This window comes from Amycolatopsis sp. DSM 110486 (genome assembly GCF_019468465.1).
Lineage (GTDB): Bacteria > Actinomycetota > Actinomycetes > Mycobacteriales > Pseudonocardiaceae > Amycolatopsis.
Map to the genome: position 1 here is coordinate 5814832 of NZ_CP080519.1, position 15433 is coordinate 5830264.

Here is a 15433-nt window from a genome sequence, read left to right on the forward strand (position 1 = left end):
CGTTCACGAGCCCGCCATCAGCCCCTGGTGTAGTTGCAGCAGCATTGCTGCGCGCCCGGGGAGAAGTACCCGAGTTACACGAATCGACGAGGACGGACCACCGATGAACACCCTGGACGCGCTGGACGCGCACTCCCTGCGTTCCGACATCCCGGACTTCCGCCCGGGCGACACGCTCAAGGTCCACGTCCGCGTCATCGAGGGCAACCGCGAGCGCAACCAGGTCTTCCAGGGCGTCGTGATCCGCCGCCAGGGCGGCGGCGTCCGCGAGACCTTCACCGTGCGCAAGGTTTCGTTCGGCGTGGGCGTCGAGCGCACCTTCCCGGTGCACTCGCCGAACCTGGCCGAGGTCGAGGTCTTCAAGCGCGGCGACGTGCGGCGCGCGAAGCTCTACTACCTGCGCGACCTGCGTGGCAAGAAGGCGAAGATCAAGGAGCGTCGCGAGAACCGCGAGACCACCTCTGCCTCCTGAGTGGCAAGGCGGTACCCGGTAGCCTGGCGACGTGGTCGACCCCGTGCCCCAGAACGCCGCTGAGGATGACCCCGACGGCTCGGAGGACTCTCGTTCCGAGGAGCGTCGGGGCTCCCACCGGCGGGGCAAGCCTCAGAAGAAGCGGTCGTTCTGGAAGGAACTGCCGATCCTGATCGTGATCGCCCTGGTGCTCACGATCCTGATCCAGGCCTTCCTGGCGAAGGTCTTCATGATCCCCTCGGGGTCCATGGAGGCCACGCTTCACGGCTGCCCCGGCTGCACGGGCGACCGGATTCTGGTCGACCGCGTCACCTACGACTTCACGGATCCCTCGCCGGGCGACGTGGTCGTGTTCAAGGGTCCGCCCGCGTGGACTGAGAACGAGATCGCGCCGCAGGAATCCACCAACGTCATCGTCCGCGGCCTGCGGGGTCTCGGCTCGCTGGTGGGCTTCGCCCCGCCGGACGAGCGCGACTTCGTGAAGCGCGTGATCGCCGTCGGCGGCCAGACCGTGCAGTGCTGCGATCCGCAGAACCGCGTGATCGTCGACGGCAAGGCCCTCGACGAGCCGTACATCCACTGGGAGAACCCCGACCACGCGATGCAGGACTCGTTCGCGCCGGTCAAGGTGCCGCAGGGCACCTTGTGGGTGATGGGCGACAACCGCAACAACTCGGCCGACTCGCGTTACCAGGGCCAGGGCGGTGCCAACGGCGCCGTGCCCGTGAGCGACGTGATCGGCAAGGCCCGGATCATCGTCTTCCCGCCGGGTCGCTGGGGCGGGGTCTCGGACCACGATCCGCAGGCGAACGCGCAGCCGGTGGCCCTCGGTGCCCCGGCGTGGCAGGAGGGCTTGCCGCTCGGCGTCGGGTTCGCCGCGGCCGTGCCCACGCTGTTCGTCGGCCGGCGAGTGAAGGCGGGCCTGCGCAAGGCGCGCCGTTAGGGTGCCCCGCCCGAGAAGGTTGGCAGTGACCGTTCCCGCTCCCCGAACCCCGGCCGAACCCCTGCGGCCGCCGCGCGCCGTCGTGCGCGGCGAGCTGTTCTGGGGTCTGCAGGGTGCTCTCGAACGCCGTGGCCTGGGCCCCGTCGCCGGCGTGGACGAGGCCGGCGCTGGCGCGTGCGCGGGCCCGCTGGTGGTGGCCTCCTGCGTGCTGCGCCCCGGCGACGGCGCGCGGCTGCCGGAGCTCACCGACTCGAAGCTGCTCACCGCGAAGGCCCGTGACCGCGTCTACGACCTGGTCCTCAAGCGCGCCCTCGACTACGCGGTGATCGTGATCCCGTCCGAACAGGTCGACCTGCTTGGCATCCGGGTGATGAACCTGGAGGGGATGCGGCGCGCGGTCGCCGCTCTGCGCGACCACCCGGGGTATGTGCTCACCGACGGTTTCCCGGTGCCGGGCATCCCGGCGCCCAACGTCGCGGTCATCAAGGGCGACCGCAGCGTGGCCAGCATCGCCGCCGCGTCGGTGCTCGCGAAGGTGACGCGTGACCGCATCATGGCCGGCCTGCACGGCGAGCTGCCGCACTACGGCTTCGACGTGCACAAGGGCTACAGCACCGCCGACCACCTGCGGGCTCTCACCGAGCACGGCCCGAGCCCCGCGCACCGCTGGTCCTACACGAATGTGGCCACCGCGGCCCTCGCACACGGACTCACCCCACCGCATCCGGTCGTGCTCACCTACGCTGCTCTGGAGAACGCGGCTTCGGAAGCCGCCGCGGAGGAGAATGGTTCTCGGGAAAACCCGAGCGCGCCGGTCCGTGCCCTGGCCCGCTCGGTGGGTAAGAATGAACGCTCCGCCGCCGGAGCAGCAAGACGAACGCGAGGAGGGGCGCGGATTTCATGAGCGCAGAGGATCTCGAGAAGTACGAGACCGAGATGGAGCTCTCGCTGTACCGCGAGTACCGCGACATCGTCGGCCAGTTCTCGTACGTGGTGGAGACCGAGCGGCGGTTCTACCTGGCCAACGCAGTCGACGTACAGGTACGCGACGGCGGCGGCGAGGTGTACTTCGAGGTCCGCATGTCGGACGCGTGGGTCTGGGACATGTACCGCCCGGCCCGCTTCGTGAAGCACGTCCGCGTCATCACGTTCAAGGATGTCAACGTGGAGGAACTCGACAAACCCGACCTGCGCCTCCCTGAGGACGGCCCCTTCTCGGGCTGAGGTCCCTCTCGGTTTCACCGGCCACCCGGGTTCGCCCGGGTGGCCGTTTTGCGTTCCCGGCGCTAGCACCGGGCACCGACATTTTCACGCCACCTGCCGTCAGGCTTGCCACGGTTATCCACAACCCCCCCAGTTGTCCACAGCCCGGCTTTTCGATGGTGGCGCCTTCCCTCGTCACTCTGCGACGGTTGATCGCACACGCATCGTGACAGCCGGCAAAGGCCCGGCGACGGCGCGGCCGAGGGGGAGCGATGAACGACGGCCCGGACCCGGGCGCCCAGTGGCGCCGCGCGTTCGGCCGCTGGGGCGAAGACCTGGCGGCCCGGCACCTGCAGAACGCGGGCCTGGTGGTGCTCAGCCGCAACTGGCTCTGCCGCGAAGGCGAACTCGACCTCGTACTGGCCGACGGCGACAAGGTCGTCTTCTGCGAGGTCAAAACCCGCGCCACCAACGCCTACGGCTCCCCCGCGGAATCCGTGACGGCCGAAAAGATCACCCGCGTCCACCGCGCCGCCCAACGCTGGCTGCGCGCCCACCGCGTCGGCTGGTGCCGCACCCGCTACGACGTCGTGACCGTCTTCGCCCCCGCCGGGGCCCACCCACAGGTCCACCACATCGCGGGAGCCTTCTGATGCCCATCGCGAAGGCTTGGTCGGTAGCACTGCTGGGGATCGAAGGCCGGGTGATCGAGATCGAGGCCGACCTGGGCGGCGGGCTCAGCCGGGTGACCCTGGTCGGACTGCCCGATGCCGGGCTGCGTGAGGCGAAGGATCGTGTGCGCTCGGCCATCCGCAACTCGGGCCAGCCCTGGCCCGACGGCAAAGTCACACTCGGGTTGTCGCCCGCGAACTTGCCGAAGGTGGGCTCTGGCTACGACCTGGGGATAGCCGCCGCGGTGCTTGCTGCCAACGGCGCTGTACCGGCCACAAAGCTCTTGCGCACGATCCTGTTGGGCGAGCTGGCGCTCGACGGTCGGATCCGCCCAGTCCGCGGTGTCCTGCCCGGACTGCTGGCTGCGCGGGCAGCGGGGTACGAGCGCGCTGTCGTCCCGATGGAGTCGCTCTACGAAGCTGCGCTCGTCGACGACCTCGAGATCGCCGGTGCGTCGCGCCTATCTGACCTGGTCGCCTGGCTTAAGGGTGAGGGCGAACTCGAGTCGAGCCCCGAAGCGGTGGCGGCAGAAGCGGCCCCTGTACCGGACCTTGCCGATGTGGTCGGCCAACCAGAGGCCCGTTGGGCGCTGGAAGTCGCCGCGGCGGGTGGGCATCAACTGTTGCTGACCGGTCCTCCGGGTGTCGGCAAGACCATGCTCGCCAAGCGAATGCCGGGTCTGTTGCCGCCATTATCCAAGGAGGAATCACTGCAGGTCACAGCCATCCACTCCATCGACGGCTCCCTGTCGAAGGCTTCGCCGCTGGTGACCGTCCCGCCGTTCGTGGCACCGCACCACTCGATCACCGTTGCGGCACTGGTAGGTGGTGGCAGCGGGATCGCGAGCCCCGGCGCGATCAGCCGTGCTCACCGAGGAGTTCTTTTCCTCGACGAGGTATGTGAGTTCGGCGCACAGCGTTTGGATTCTCTACGCACCGTCCTCGAAGAAGGCGAGGTCCGCATTTCGCGGGTGAAAGGCTCCGTCCGCTACCCGGCCCGCTTCCAGCTCATCCTGGCCACCAACCCGTGCCCCTGCGCGCCGCCGCGTGAGACCGACTGCATCTGCTCGCCGATCGTCCGCCGCCGTTACCTCGGGCGGATCTCAGGGCCGCTGCTGGACCGCGTCGACCTCCGCGTGCGCCTGCGTCCGCTGACCGCCATCTCCGCTCACCAGTCCGCGGAGCCCGAATCGTCCGAGGCGGTCCGCGCCCGCGTCCTGGCCGCCCGCGACCGTGCGGCCCACCGCTGGCGCACGCACGGCTGGCGCGCCAACTCCGACGTCCCCGGCCCCGCCCTCCGCCGCGAGTTCGTGTTGCCGTCGCCCACCACCGCCCTGCTCGACCGCGCCCTCGACCGCGGCCTCCTCACGGCCCGCGGTGCCGACCGTTGCCTTCGCATCGCCTGGACGCTCGCCGACCTGTCCGCCACGCCCCACCCGACCCCCGACCACGTCGCCGCCGCGCTCGACTTCCGAGAAAGGACCGCCGCATGACCCGCCCCCGAAAGGAATCCGCCGTGAAACGCCACCTGCGTCTCGTTCCGAATCCCCACAACCCGCCCGAACGCGATCGCGCCCGCGTCCGCGCCATTCTCGTGCCGCGCCCGCTGTCGCTCGTGAGACTGAGAGGTGCGGCATGACGGCCCTGCCCACCGAACAGCCGGTCGCCACCGCCACCGATGAAGAACGCCTCGCCCGCGCCTACCTGCTGCGCGTCGCCGAGCCGCCGGCGCCGGCGTTGGTCGCGTTCGTGGGGGAGCGCGGCCCGGTCGAGGCCGCGGCCCGCGTCCGCAGCGGCGATTGTCCCGACAAGGTCCGTCGCGAAACCGCGGCCCGACGCGATGTCGACCTGGCCGAGCAAGATCTGGAGACGGCCGCGAAAACCCGAGCCCGTCTGGTCGTGCCCGAGGACCACGAGTGGCCGGCGTGGCCGTTGCTCTCGCTGGCGGTCGCGAGCGGCCGCGGAGTCGAGAACGTCGCCGCCCCGCTCGCCCTCTGGGTCCGCGGCGGCGCGAACCTCGCGAAGGCAGCCGACCGCGCGGTCGCCGTCGTCGGAGCGCGCCTCGCGACGAACTACGGAGAACACAACTCCGCCGAGTTCGGCCACGGCCTTGCGACCCGCGACGTCCCGGTCTTCTCCGGCGCGGCCCTCGGCATCGACGGCGCCGCCCACCGCGGTGCCCTCGGCGCAGGGGGCGTCACGGTCGCGGTGTTGGGCTGCGCCGTCGACATCGGCTACCCGGCCGGCCACGTCGACCTGCTGAGGCGCATAGCCGACAACGGCGGCGCCGTCGTCAGCGAGTACGCCCCCGGCACCCCTCCCGCGCGCCACCGCTTCCTCGTCCGCAATCGCCTCATCGCCGGTCTCACCGACGGCACCGTCGTCATCGAAGCCGGCATTCGCAGCGGCGCGCGCAACACCGCCACCACCGCGGGTGCCCTCGGCAAAGTCGTGATGGCACTGCCGGGCCCCGTCCAGTCCGGCAACTCCGCCGGCTGCCACGCCCTCATCCGCGACTGCAAGGCCACCCTCGTCACCTCCGTCGACGAGGTCGTCGACACCGTCGGCCGGTTCGGCCCCGCCGCCGAACCGGAAAACCCCCGGCCGCGCCGCCCCACCGACGTCCTCGCCCCCGAAGCCCTCCGCGTCTACGAAGCACTCGTACCCCGCGCCGGCCGCTCGGCCGATCAGGTCGCCACCGAATCGGGCGTCCCGGTCGACCGTGTGCGCGCCCTGTTGCCCGAGCTGGAAATCGACGGCTTCGCCGTCCGCGGCGACACCGGGTGGCGCCGCATCGTCCGCGCGGCACCAAAGTGAACGGCGCTTGTCGTCGCGCTCGGCCGCACGGAGGGCGGTTACGGGTGGCCACGGATCGATCTGCAGCGAACGGCACCGAATTTCGTAGGTGGCCCCTGACCGCTCGCCGCCGGATGGCGCCGGACGCCGCCGCGCTTGGCCGCACGCCCGCACGGTATCCGTGCAGGTCCGCAGGACCGTGATCGGCGCCGGACAGGCTGTTCGGTCGCGTGGTGCGGCACCCGCCGGCGCCCCACCACCCGCTCGCACCTCGGTGAACGGCGACGACCGTGGCGCTCGGCCGGATGGCGCACAACCCACGTGGCCCCGGAATGTGCATGCGGCACAGAGGAAAACGGCGTGGCGATGCTTGACCTCGGGCGGTGGTTCGCGCAGCGTGATCGCCATGTCGTCAGCGAGCGCCCGCCGGGACGCGGTCCCGCGTGTCTCGGGGCACCGGAAAGGCGCGCAGCGGCCGGATCTGCGGGCGGTGCGCGAGGGGTTGCCCGGGCCGGAGCGCGCGGTGGTGGCCGAGTACGAACGGCATCTGACGCTGGAGCGCGGGCTGTCGCCGCACACGGTGCGGGCGTATGTGGGCGACGTGGTGTCGTTGCTGGGGTTCCTGACCGCGGCGGAGGACGACAGCCGCGGGCTCGCCGATCTCGACATCGGGCTGCTGCGCGCGTGGCTTGCCGGGCAGCGGTCCGACGGGGCGGGTCGAACGACCTTGGCGCGGCGGGCGGCGGCGGCGCGGACGTTCACCGCGTGGGCACACAGGCAGGGCGGGCTGAAGGCGGACCCGGGCGGCCGGCTCGCGGCGCCGCGGGCGCACCGGACATTGCCGGGCGTGCTGCGGGCCGATCAGGCGGACGAGCTGATGCAGGCGGCCGCGATGGGAGCCGAGCAGCGGGATCCGGTTGCACTGCGTGACCGTGCGCTCGTCGAACTGCTGTACGCGAGTGGCATCCGGGTGTCTGAGTTGTGTGGTCTGGACGTCGGCGCGGTCGATTTCGGGCGGCGTGTCGTCTCGGTGATCGGGAAAGGGGACAAGGAACGGACGGTGCCGTTCGGCGTTCCGGCGGCCGAAGCACTCACCGCGTGGCTCGACGCGGGGCGCCCGGAACTGGCCGGCCCGAAGTCGGAACAGGCCCTCTTCCTGGGGGTTCGCGGCAGCCGGCTCGATCCGCGCGCGGCGCGGCGCGTGGTGCACGAGGCAGTGGCCGCGGTACCCGGAGCACTGGACATGGGGCCACACGGACTACGTCACTCGGCCGCTACCCATCTGCTGGAAGGAGGTGCCGATCTCAGGAGCGTTCAGGAACTGCTCGGTCACGCTACGCTTGCCACGACCCAGCTCTACACTCACGTGACCGTCGATCGGCTGAAGGCGATCCATGACCGAGCACACCCACGGGCCTGACGAGGCCGGTGGCGGCTCGGCCGGAAAACCCGGGGCCGAACCACCGGCGCACGCGCATCCGCACGAGCACGGAGACCATACTGAGCCGCATGCCGAGAACGACCGTGCAATGACCTCCACGCCGCAAGTCACGGACGCCGGGGTGAGCACTGCCGGAGGCGAGGGCGCCGTCAGCGAGGACGGGCGCCCCGGTCATGACGTCGACGCGGGCATCCAAGCTTTGTGGCAGCAGTTCGCCGACAAGCCGGACCAGATGTCGCGCGACCGGCTGGTGCTGCACTACGCGCCCCTGGTGAAGTACGTCGCCGGCCGCGTGGGCACGGGCCTGCCGACGCACGTCGACGTGGGCGATCTCGTGCAGTCCGGCATCTTCGGCCTCGTCGACGCGATCGAGAAGTTCGAGCCCGCGCGCGGGCTGCGGTTCGAGACCTACGCGATGCAGCGCATCCGAGGCGCGATCCTCGACGATCTGCGCTCCCAGGACTGGGTGCCCCGCGCCGTGCGCAGCAAGGCGAAGGAGGCCGAGCGCGCCCTCGAGCGCCTCGGCGCGCGCCTGCACCGCACCCCCACCGACGCCGAGCTGGCCACCGAGCTCAACATCGGCCTCGACGACCTGCGCGACTTCTACGGCCAGCTCCAGCTCACCAGCGTCGTCGCGCTGGAGGACCTCGTCGCGGCCGGCAAGGACAGCGGCTCGCTCGTCGACACGATCCCCGACGACGGCGCCGTCGACCCCGTCGCCGTCCTCGTCGACCAGGACAACCGCCGCCAGCTCGCGGAGGCCATCGCCCAGCTGACCGAGCGCGACAAGATCGTGGTCAGCCTCTACTACTTCGAAAGCCTCACGCTCGCCGAGATCGGCAAGGTCCTGGGCGTCACGGAGTCCCGCGTGAGCCAGCTCCACACCCGCGCCGTGATGCGGCTGCGCGCGAAGCTCACGGAGCAGCCGAGCACCTGAGCGCGCGCCCGGTCAGTGCGGGTCGGCCCAGGGTTTCAGGCGGACTCGGCCCGGCGTGCCGACGAGGGCCAGCGGATCGACGTACTCCTCTCCTTTGCGGGCGCCCCAGTGCAGGCACGTGGCGGTGGGACAGCCGGGGTGCCCGGCGGCCACGGTCCCCAGCGGCTGGCCGCGGTACACCTGGTCTCCGGTGGCCACGGCCGGGGTGAGCGGCAGGTAGGTCGTGTGGAGGCCACCGTCGTGGTCCACCGCGACGACGCCGTGGCCCCCGACCTCGCCCGCGAAGATCACGACGCCCATGTCGGCCGCGAGAACCTGTTGTCCCGCAGCGGCTTCCAGATCGACGCCGCGGTGGCCGGGCCCGTAGACCGTGGCGGGTGGTTCGAAGAACCGGGTGACTTTCGGCCGGGGCGTGAGCGGCCAGGCCAACCGTCCCGCTTGCGCGCCGACATTCGGCGAAGGTGGGACGTCCGCGAGTGCCCGTCCGGCCCACGCGCCGGGCAACACGGTGAGCAGCACCAGCGCGGCGGCCATCACGTACCGGGTCCGCGCCACGGCCCGGCGCAGCACCTCGAGCCAGCGCATCCACAACCGTGGGGCAGGGCGCCGATGTCGTCCCCGCTGAGGAGACTGCTCAGGTGGAGCGGATCGGGAGACCCAAGGCATCCGCAGAGCACCCAGCGCAACCGAAGACCGCTGGCCGCCTGAAGCGGCCAGAACACCCGGAGCGTCGAACGCAGCAGAAGCGCCAACGCCCGAAGCACGCAGAACACGCACCGGCCGCAAACCGCCACGCCCCAGTGCAAAGCCTGGCCGCGGCATCAAGGAACGCATCGAGGAACACGAGGTCGTCGTCACGGGTTCGATCATGAGGCACCCCCTGACCGGCACCCTGCCAACAAGGCGAGTTGTCCACAGGTGGCCCGAGTTGTGGACAACTCCGCCGGGCGGGAGCGCTGCCGGTGGGGGCGCCCCTGGTGGCAGGGGGTAGAATCTTTCCCGCAGCCCACTCGCTGGGCTGACTTCGCGTGCTCGTGCGCGCAGCCCCGGCCGGTTCCGCTTGAAACACCAGCGGAGGTCCGGACGGAGGAGTCGCACGGCGCCCGGCGGTCCCTGGGGTTCTCGGAAGTGAGAACCGCGGGGTCCGGATGCCGGCACGAGCACCAGGGCGAGCGGTCACCCGGCCGCGAGCGACAAACCGAACGAGCACGTCCGCGGGCGCGAACCGCGGGGGTGCGCGACTACAGAGAAGGTGTGATTCCGGCAATGGCCGTCGTCACCATGAAGCAGCTGCTCGACAGCGGCGTGCACTTCGGGCACCAGACGCGTCGGTGGAACCCGAAGATGAAGCGCTACATCTTCACCGAGCGCAATGGCATCTACATCATCGACCTGCAGCAGACGCTGACGTACATCGACCGTGCGTTCGAGTTCATCAAGGAAACCGTCGCGCACGGCGGCACGATCATGTTCGTCGGCACGAAGAAGCAGGCTCAGGAAGCCATCGCCAACGAGGCCGCGCGCGTGGGCATGCCCTACGTGAACCAGCGCTGGCTCGGCGGCATGCTGACCAACTTCCAGACCGTGCACAAGCGCCTCCTGCGCCTCAAGGAGCTCGAGGCTCAGGAGCAGACCGGCGGCTTCGCGGGTCTCACCAAGCGCGAGATCCTCACGCTCACCCGTGAGAAGGACAAGCTCGAGAAGACCCTCGGCGGTATCCGCGACATGGCCAAGGTGCCGAGCGCGGTGTGGATCGTCGACACGAAGAAGGAGCACATCGCCGTCGGCGAGGCTCGCAAGCTGAACATCCCGGTCGTCGCGATCCTCGACACCAACTGCGACCCGGACGAGGTCGACTACCCGATCCCGGGCAACGACGACGCGATCCGCTCGGCCGCGCTGCTCACCAAGGTGGTGGCCGAGGCCGCCGCCGCCGGGCTGATGGCCCGTTCGAGCCGAGGTGGCGCGTCGGCCGACGCGAAGCCGGAGCCGGGCGTGGCGTCGGACGAGCCGCTGGCCGAGTGGGAGAAGGAGCTGCTCGCCGGCTCGGAGACCGCTGCCGCGGACGCCACCGAGGCGGCTGCCGCGACGGAGGCGGCCACCGAGGCCGCTACCGAGGCCGCCACCGAGGCGACCCCCGAAGCCGTGACCGAGCAGGCCCCGGCCAACTCCTGATCCACCGTGTCCGGGCGGCCCGCGCAGGGCCGCCCGGGCGCTGATCACCTCACACGTACCTGAAACGGACGGATTCAACACGATGGCGAACTACACCGCCGCTGACGTGAAGCGCCTGCGCGAGATGACCGGCGCCGGCATGATGGACTGCAAGAGGGCCCTCGAAGAGAACGAAGGCGACTTCGAGAAGGCTGTCGAGTTCCTGCGCATCAAGGGTGCCAAGGACGTCGGCAAGCGCGCCGAGCGCGCCACCGCCGAGGGCCTCGTCACCGGCGAAGGCGGCGTGCTCATCGAGCTCGACTCCGAGACCGACTTCGTCGCCAAGAACGACGACTTCCAGCAGCTCGCCGCGAAGATCGTCGAGGTCGCGAAGACCCTCAAGACCAGCGATGTCGAGGCCCTCAAGGCCGCCGACCTCGACGGCAAGCCCGTGATCGAAACCGTGCAGGAGCTCTCGGCCCGCATCGGCGAGAAGCTCGAGCTGCGCCGCGTGGTCGCGTTCGAGGGCAAGACCGCCACCTACCTGCACCGCCGCGGCTCGGACCTGCCGCCGGCCGTGGGCGTGCTCGTCGAGTTCACCGGTGACGACGCCGACGCCGCCCGCGGTGCCGCCATGCAGGTCGCCGCGCTGCGCGCGAAGTACCTGACCCGCGAGGAGGTGCCGGCCGAGATCGTCGAGAACGAGCGCCGCATCGCCGAGCAGACCGCCCGCGAAGAGGGCAAGCCGGAGCAGGCCCTCACGAAGATCATCGAGGGCAAGGTCACCGCGTACTACAAGGACAACGTGCTGCTCGACCAGCCGTCGGTCAAGGACAACAAGAAGACCGTGAAGGCTCTGCTCGACGAGGCCGGCGTGACCGTGACCCGGTTCGCCCGGTTCGAGGTCGGCCAGGCCTGAGCGAGGTACTGGGTCTAAGTTCTGCGACTGTGCCCCGTCTCCGCGGTGCGGGGACGGGGCACAGTCGGGTCCGGCCGAGGACGCTCCCTCACGAAGGGGTCCGCGGCGAGTGAACACGGGAGGCGACACACAAATGGGTGACCGGGTCGACGGTGGCTACCGAAGGGTGCTGCTGAAACTGGGCGGCGAGATGTTCGGTGGCGGCTCGATCGGGGTCGACCCCGACGTCGTCCACTCCGTTGCGCGCCAGATTGCCGCGGTCGCGCGCACCGGCGTGCAGGTGGCGGTGGTGATCGGCGGGGGTAACTATTTCCGCGGCGCGGAGCTGTCCCAGCGAGGGATGGACCGTGACCGCGCCGACTACATGGCCATGCTGGGCACCGTGATGAACTGCCTGGCCCTGCAGGACTTCCTGGAGAAGGAAGGCCTGCCCACGCGCGTGCAGACCGCCATCACGATGGGCCAGGTCGCCGAGCCGTACATCCCGCGCCGCGCCGAGCGGCACCTGGAGAAGGGCCGCGTGGTCATCTTCGGCGCCGGGGTCGGCATGCCGTACTTCTCCACCGACACCGCCGCCGCGCAGCGCGCGCTGGAGCTCGGCTGCGAAGCCGTGCTCATGGCCAAAGCCGTGGACGGTGTCTACACCGCCGACCCGAAGACCGACCCGAGCGCCACGATGTTCCACGAGATCAGCCACCGCGAGGTGCTCGAGCGCGGCCTCAAGGTCGCCGACGCCACCGCGTTCAGCCTCTGCATGGACAACAACATGCCGATCATCGTCTTCAACCTGCTCACCGAGGGGAACATCGCCCGTGCGGTGAGTGGTGAGAGGATTGGGACGCTGGTCAACACCCCCGCCGACGGGGCGTCGGCCTAGACCTGCTGGGATCAGCACAGGTTCGACAATCACAACACCGGGAGTAGCCGTGATCGACGAGACCCTCCTCGACGCCGAGGAGAAGATGGAAAAAGCGGTGTCCGTCGCGAAGGACGACCTGACGTCGGTGCGGACCGGCCGGGCCACCCCGTCGATGTTCTCGCGCATCGTCGTCGAGTACTACGGCGCGATGACCCCGCTCAACCAGCTGGCGAGTGTCAACGTGCCCGAGGCGCGCATGGCGCTGATCAAGCCCTACGACCAGACGCAGCTCGGTGCCATCGAGAAGGCCATCCGCGAGTCCGAGCTCGGCGTGAACCCGAGCAACGACGGCAACGTGATCCGCATCGTCATCCCGCAGCTCACCGAAGAGCGGCGCAAGGAGATGGTGAAGGTCGCGAAGAGCAAGGGCGAGGACGCCCGCGTCTCGATCCGCAGCATCCGCCGCAAGTCGAAGGAAGAGCTCGACCGGATCGCCAAGGACGGCGAAGCGGGTGAGGACGAGGTCGCGCGCGCCGAGAAGGAGCTGCAGAACCTCACCGACACCTATGTGCACCAGGTCGACGAGCTGGTGAAGCACAAGGAAGCCGAGCTGCTCGAGGTCTGATGAGCCAGGTGAGCGAGGAACGAGAAGAGCGGGTGGAGCACACCCCGCAGCCAGAGCCGGCTGACAAGCCCGAACCGGGTGGACAGCCGGAACCCGCTGCGCAGCCGGAGCCGGCCAAGAAGGACTCCCGGGCCGGGCGAAACCTGCCCGCGGCCATCGGCGTGGGTGTGCTGCTCGGCGCGGCCATCATCGTTTCCCTGCTCACCGTCCGCTTCATTTTCATCGGGGTCATCGCGATCGCGATCGGGGTCGGCACCTTCGAGTTCGCCGGCGTGCTCAAGCGCGTCGCGAACATCAAGGTCGCGATGATCCCCGTGCTCGTCGGCGGCCAGGCGATGATCTGGCTGGCCTGGCCGTTCGGCCGCGCGGGCGCGCTCACGGCGTTCGTCATCACGGTGCTCGCCTGCCTGCTCTGGCGGCTGCCCGGCGGCGCCGACGGCTACCTGCGCGACATCTCGGCGTCGGTGTTCGCGAGCGCGTACCTGCCGCTGTTCGGCGCGTTCGCCGCGATGCTCGTGCCGCCCGAGGACGGTGTCGGCCGGGTCCTCACGTTCCTCATCGCCGTGGTCGCCTCCGACACCGGCGGCTACATCGCCGGCGTGCTCGGCGGCAAGCACCCGATGGCACCGACGATCAGCCCGAAGAAGTCCTGGGAGGGCTTCGCCGGGTCGATGGTCGCCGGCATCGTCGCCGGCATCCTCACGATCAGCCTCATGCTCCACGGCCACACCTGGCAGGGCGCGGTCTTCGGCGCGGCCATCGTGCTCACCGCGACGCTCGGCGACCTCGTCGAGTCGCTGATCAAGCGCGACCTCGGCATCAAGGACATGGGCACGCTCCTGCCGGGCCACGGCGGCATCATGGACCGCCTCGACTCGCTGCTGCCCTCGGCCGTCGTCTCCTGGTTGCTGCTGTCGGCGTTCGTCCCCGCGTGACGCGCCTGACCCGCCTGATCGACCCGACCCGCGGACCTGCGCTGGGAGCTTCGGCCTCCCAGGGGTAGCGAACGGTTCGTGGACCACCGAAGCGTCGGCGCGTTTCACTCGAGGTCATGACCGCCTCGACCCCAGCTTCGACCCGCGAACGTTCCCCGGCCCGGCTCGCGCTCGCCGCCGTGTGCCTCGGGTTCGTGATGATCACGCTCGACGCGACCATCGTGAACCTCGCGCTGCCCGCCATCGGCGCCGAGTTCGGCCAACGGTCGACGGCCGCGCTGCAGTGGGTGGTCGACTCCTACACCGTCGCGCTCGCTGCGTTCCTGCTCACGTGGGGCGAGGCGGGGGACCGGTGGGGCTCGCGGCGCGTCTTCGAGATCGGCGTCGCGGTGTTCGTCCTCGCCTCGATCGCTTGTGCCGCAGCGGATTCCCTGCCGTGGCTCGTCGCCGCCCGCGCGGTGCAGGGGGCCGGCGCGGCGGCGCTGCTGCCGTCGTCGCTGGCGTTGATCGTGCACCAGTTCCCCGAGGTCGGCGCCCGGGCCCGCGCGTTGGGCGTGTGGGGCGGCATGAGTGGCGTCGGGCTCGCGGCGGGGCCGATGCTCGGCGGCCTCGCGGTCGGGCTGGCCGACTGGCGGCTCGTCTTCGCGGTGAACGTCCCCGTCGGGTTGATCGCGATCGCGCTGACCCGCCGGTACGTCACCGAAACCACGCCGCGCCGGCAAACCCGCATCGACGGCGTCGGGCAGGTCCTCGGCACGGCCGCGCTGGCGTGCGTGGTCGCCGGGCTCATCGAGGCCGGCCACGCGGGCTGGGCGGACGCGACCACGCTGGTCCTCGTCGGTGCCGGCGTCGTGGCCGGGATCGCGTTCGTGGTCGCGGAAAAGGCGATCGCTGCGCCCGTGCTGCCCTTGGGCGTGCTGCGCGTACGGGCCTTCGCCGTGGCGACGGCGATCGGCGGCCTGTTCAACTTCTGCCTCTACGGCACACTGTTCTGCCTCGCCCTGTTCCTGCAACGCGTGTGGCACCTGAGCGCGCTCGTCGCCGGGCTCGCCCTCGTGCCGCTCACACTCGCGGTGGGGCTCAACGCGTTCGTCAGCGGCCGGCTCACGCACCGGTTCGGCTCACGCCCGCCGATCGTCGTCGGCAGCCTCACGGCACTGGTCGGCGCGGCGGGGATGGCGGTGCTGCCGGACGAGCGCTCGCCGGTGCTGCTGGTGGTGTTCTCGTTGGTCTTCGGGTTCTGCTCGCTCGCGATGCCCGCGATGACGTCGCTGGCCATGAACGCGTTGCCCGGCAAGGCAGGCATCGCCGCGGGCGTGCTCAACGCGGCGCGCCAGACCGGTGGCGCGGTGGGTGTCGCGCTCGTCGGCGGGCTGCTGCCGGGCACGGCGATGTGGATCGTCGCCGGGGGTTACGCCGCGATCGCGGCGCTGACGGGGTTGCTAAGGCTCGGTCGTCGTAAGGCTCAGTCGTCGTGA

Annotated in this window: 16 protein-coding genes; 15 read left to right on the forward strand and 1 reads right to left on the reverse strand. The window is 70.5% G+C overall.

All coding sequences use genetic code 11. The features are described 5' to 3' along the window. Positions 1 to 103: 103 nt before the first annotated feature. From rplS to K1T34_RS28280, 9 genes are all read left to right on the forward strand, one after another. Positions 104 to 472 (forward strand): 50S ribosomal protein L19, encoded by a 369-nt coding sequence (gene rplS / locus K1T34_RS28240; protein WP_220237803.1) that lies wholly within the window; start codon positions 104 to 106, stop codon positions 470 to 472. 31 nt (positions 473 to 503) lie between these two features. Further along, a complete protein-coding gene (gene lepB / locus K1T34_RS28245) occupies positions 504 to 1415 on the forward strand; it encodes a signal peptidase I (protein ID WP_220237804.1) in 912 nt (303 codons plus the stop codon). Positions 1416 to 1440: 25 nt separating this feature from the next. Continuing rightward, positions 1441 to 2319, forward strand: coding sequence for a ribonuclease HII (locus K1T34_RS28250; protein WP_255637648.1), 879 nt, complete (start codon positions 1441 to 1443; stop codon positions 2317 to 2319). Then, on the forward strand, positions 2316 to 2639 hold the full coding sequence (locus K1T34_RS28255; protein ID WP_003096226.1) for a DUF2469 domain-containing protein: 324 nt from the start codon (positions 2316 to 2318) through the stop codon (positions 2637 to 2639). The genes K1T34_RS28250 and K1T34_RS28255 overlap by 4 nt, the downstream gene beginning before the upstream one ends. 251 nt (positions 2640 to 2890) lie before the next feature. Next, positions 2891 to 3271, forward strand: a complete 381-nt coding sequence (locus K1T34_RS28260) for a YraN family protein (RefSeq protein WP_220237805.1) — start codon at positions 2891 to 2893, stop codon at positions 3269 to 3271. Further along, on the forward strand, positions 3271 to 4782 hold the full coding sequence (locus K1T34_RS28265; RefSeq protein WP_220237806.1) for a YifB family Mg chelatase-like AAA ATPase: 1512 nt from the start codon (positions 3271 to 3273) through the stop codon (positions 4780 to 4782). Before K1T34_RS28260 ends, K1T34_RS28265 begins: the two co-directional genes overlap by 1 nt. A 142-nt stretch (positions 4783 to 4924) precedes the next feature. Beyond that, the gene (gene dprA / locus K1T34_RS28270; RefSeq protein ID WP_220237807.1) at positions 4925 to 6106 is read left to right on the forward strand and encodes a DNA-processing protein DprA; all 1182 of its coding nucleotides are present in this window, start codon (positions 4925 to 4927) and stop codon (positions 6104 to 6106) included. A gap of 385 nt (positions 6107 to 6491) precedes the next feature. Next, a complete protein-coding gene (locus K1T34_RS28275; protein ID WP_220247462.1) occupies positions 6492 to 7505 on the forward strand; it encodes a tyrosine recombinase XerC in 1014 nt (337 codons plus the stop codon). A gap of 109 nt (positions 7506 to 7614) precedes the next feature. Continuing rightward, a complete protein-coding gene (locus K1T34_RS28280) occupies positions 7615 to 8463 on the forward strand; it encodes a FliA/WhiG family RNA polymerase sigma factor (RefSeq protein WP_220237808.1) in 849 nt (282 codons plus the stop codon). Between the two features lie 12 nt (positions 8464 to 8475). Here K1T34_RS28280 and K1T34_RS28285 read toward each other — a convergent pair whose 3' ends face one another. After that, positions 8476 to 9048, reverse strand: a complete 573-nt coding sequence (locus K1T34_RS28285) for a murein hydrolase activator EnvC (protein WP_220237809.1) — start codon at positions 9046 to 9048, stop codon at positions 8476 to 8478. Positions 9049 to 9729: 681 nt separating this feature from the next. Here K1T34_RS28285 and rpsB point away from each other — a divergent pair. From rpsB to K1T34_RS28315, 6 genes are all read left to right on the forward strand, one after another. After that, complete coding sequence (gene rpsB, locus K1T34_RS28290) at positions 9730 to 10638, forward strand: 30S ribosomal protein S2 (protein ID WP_220237810.1); 909 nt, start codon at positions 9730 to 9732, stop codon at positions 10636 to 10638. An 82-nt stretch (positions 10639 to 10720) separates the two neighbouring features. Further along, positions 10721 to 11536 carry a translation elongation factor Ts gene (tsf, locus tag K1T34_RS28295; RefSeq protein WP_220237811.1) on the forward strand — a complete coding sequence of 272 codons (816 nt, stop codon included), beginning with the start codon at positions 10721 to 10723 and terminating at the stop codon, positions 11534 to 11536. Between the two features lie 133 nt (positions 11537 to 11669). Further along, positions 11670 to 12413, forward strand: a complete 744-nt coding sequence (pyrH, locus tag K1T34_RS28300; protein WP_220237812.1) for a UMP kinase — start codon at positions 11670 to 11672, stop codon at positions 12411 to 12413. 49 nt (positions 12414 to 12462) lie between these two features. Next, positions 12463 to 13020 (forward strand): ribosome recycling factor, encoded by a 558-nt coding sequence (gene frr / locus K1T34_RS28305; RefSeq protein ID WP_220237813.1) that lies wholly within the window; start codon positions 12463 to 12465, stop codon positions 13018 to 13020. Continuing rightward, a complete protein-coding gene (locus tag K1T34_RS28310) occupies positions 13020 to 13955 on the forward strand; it encodes a phosphatidate cytidylyltransferase (protein ID WP_220237814.1) in 936 nt (311 codons plus the stop codon). Before frr ends, K1T34_RS28310 begins: the two co-directional genes overlap by 1 nt. 116 nt (positions 13956 to 14071) lie before the next feature. After that, positions 14072 to 15433: a DHA2 family efflux MFS transporter permease subunit gene (locus K1T34_RS28315; RefSeq protein WP_220237815.1), complete on the forward strand. Its 1362-nt coding sequence runs from the start codon at positions 14072 to 14074 to the stop codon at positions 15431 to 15433.

Excerpts from the sequence above, each read along its gene's own strand:
- K1T34_RS28315 (WP_220237815.1), top strand. The coding sequence starts at position 14,072 with ATGACCGCCTCGACCCCAGCTTCGACCCGCGAACGTTCCCCGGCCCGG.
- K1T34_RS28260 (WP_220237805.1), top strand. The coding sequence starts at position 2,891 with ATGAACGACGGCCCGGACCCGGGCGCCCAGTGGCGCCGCGCGTTCGGC.
- dprA (WP_220237807.1), top strand. The coding sequence starts at position 4,925 with ATGACGGCCCTGCCCACCGAACAGCCGGTCGCCACCGCCACCGATGAA.
- K1T34_RS28275 (WP_220247462.1), top strand. The coding sequence starts at position 6,492 with ATGTCGTCAGCGAGCGCCCGCCGGGACGCGGTCCCGCGTGTCTCGGGG.
- K1T34_RS28255 (WP_003096226.1), top strand. The coding sequence starts at position 2,316 with ATGAGCGCAGAGGATCTCGAGAAGTACGAGACCGAGATGGAGCTCTCG.
- rpsB (WP_220237810.1), top strand. The coding sequence starts at position 9,730 with ATGGCCGTCGTCACCATGAAGCAGCTGCTCGACAGCGGCGTGCACTTC.
- K1T34_RS28265 (WP_220237806.1), top strand. The coding sequence starts at position 3,271 with ATGCCCATCGCGAAGGCTTGGTCGGTAGCACTGCTGGGGATCGAAGGC.
- K1T34_RS28280 (WP_220237808.1), top strand. The coding sequence starts at position 7,615 with ATGACCTCCACGCCGCAAGTCACGGACGCCGGGGTGAGCACTGCCGGA.
- pyrH (WP_220237812.1), top strand. The coding sequence starts at position 11,670 with ATGGGTGACCGGGTCGACGGTGGCTACCGAAGGGTGCTGCTGAAACTG.
- rplS (WP_220237803.1), top strand. The coding sequence starts at position 104 with ATGAACACCCTGGACGCGCTGGACGCGCACTCCCTGCGTTCCGACATC.
- K1T34_RS28285 (WP_220237809.1), bottom strand. The coding sequence starts at position 9,048 with ATGCGCTGGCTCGAGGTGCTGCGCCGGGCCGTGGCGCGGACCCGGTAC.
- K1T34_RS28310 (WP_220237814.1), top strand. The coding sequence starts at position 13,020 with ATGAGCCAGGTGAGCGAGGAACGAGAAGAGCGGGTGGAGCACACCCCG.
- tsf (WP_220237811.1), top strand. The coding sequence starts at position 10,721 with ATGGCGAACTACACCGCCGCTGACGTGAAGCGCCTGCGCGAGATGACC.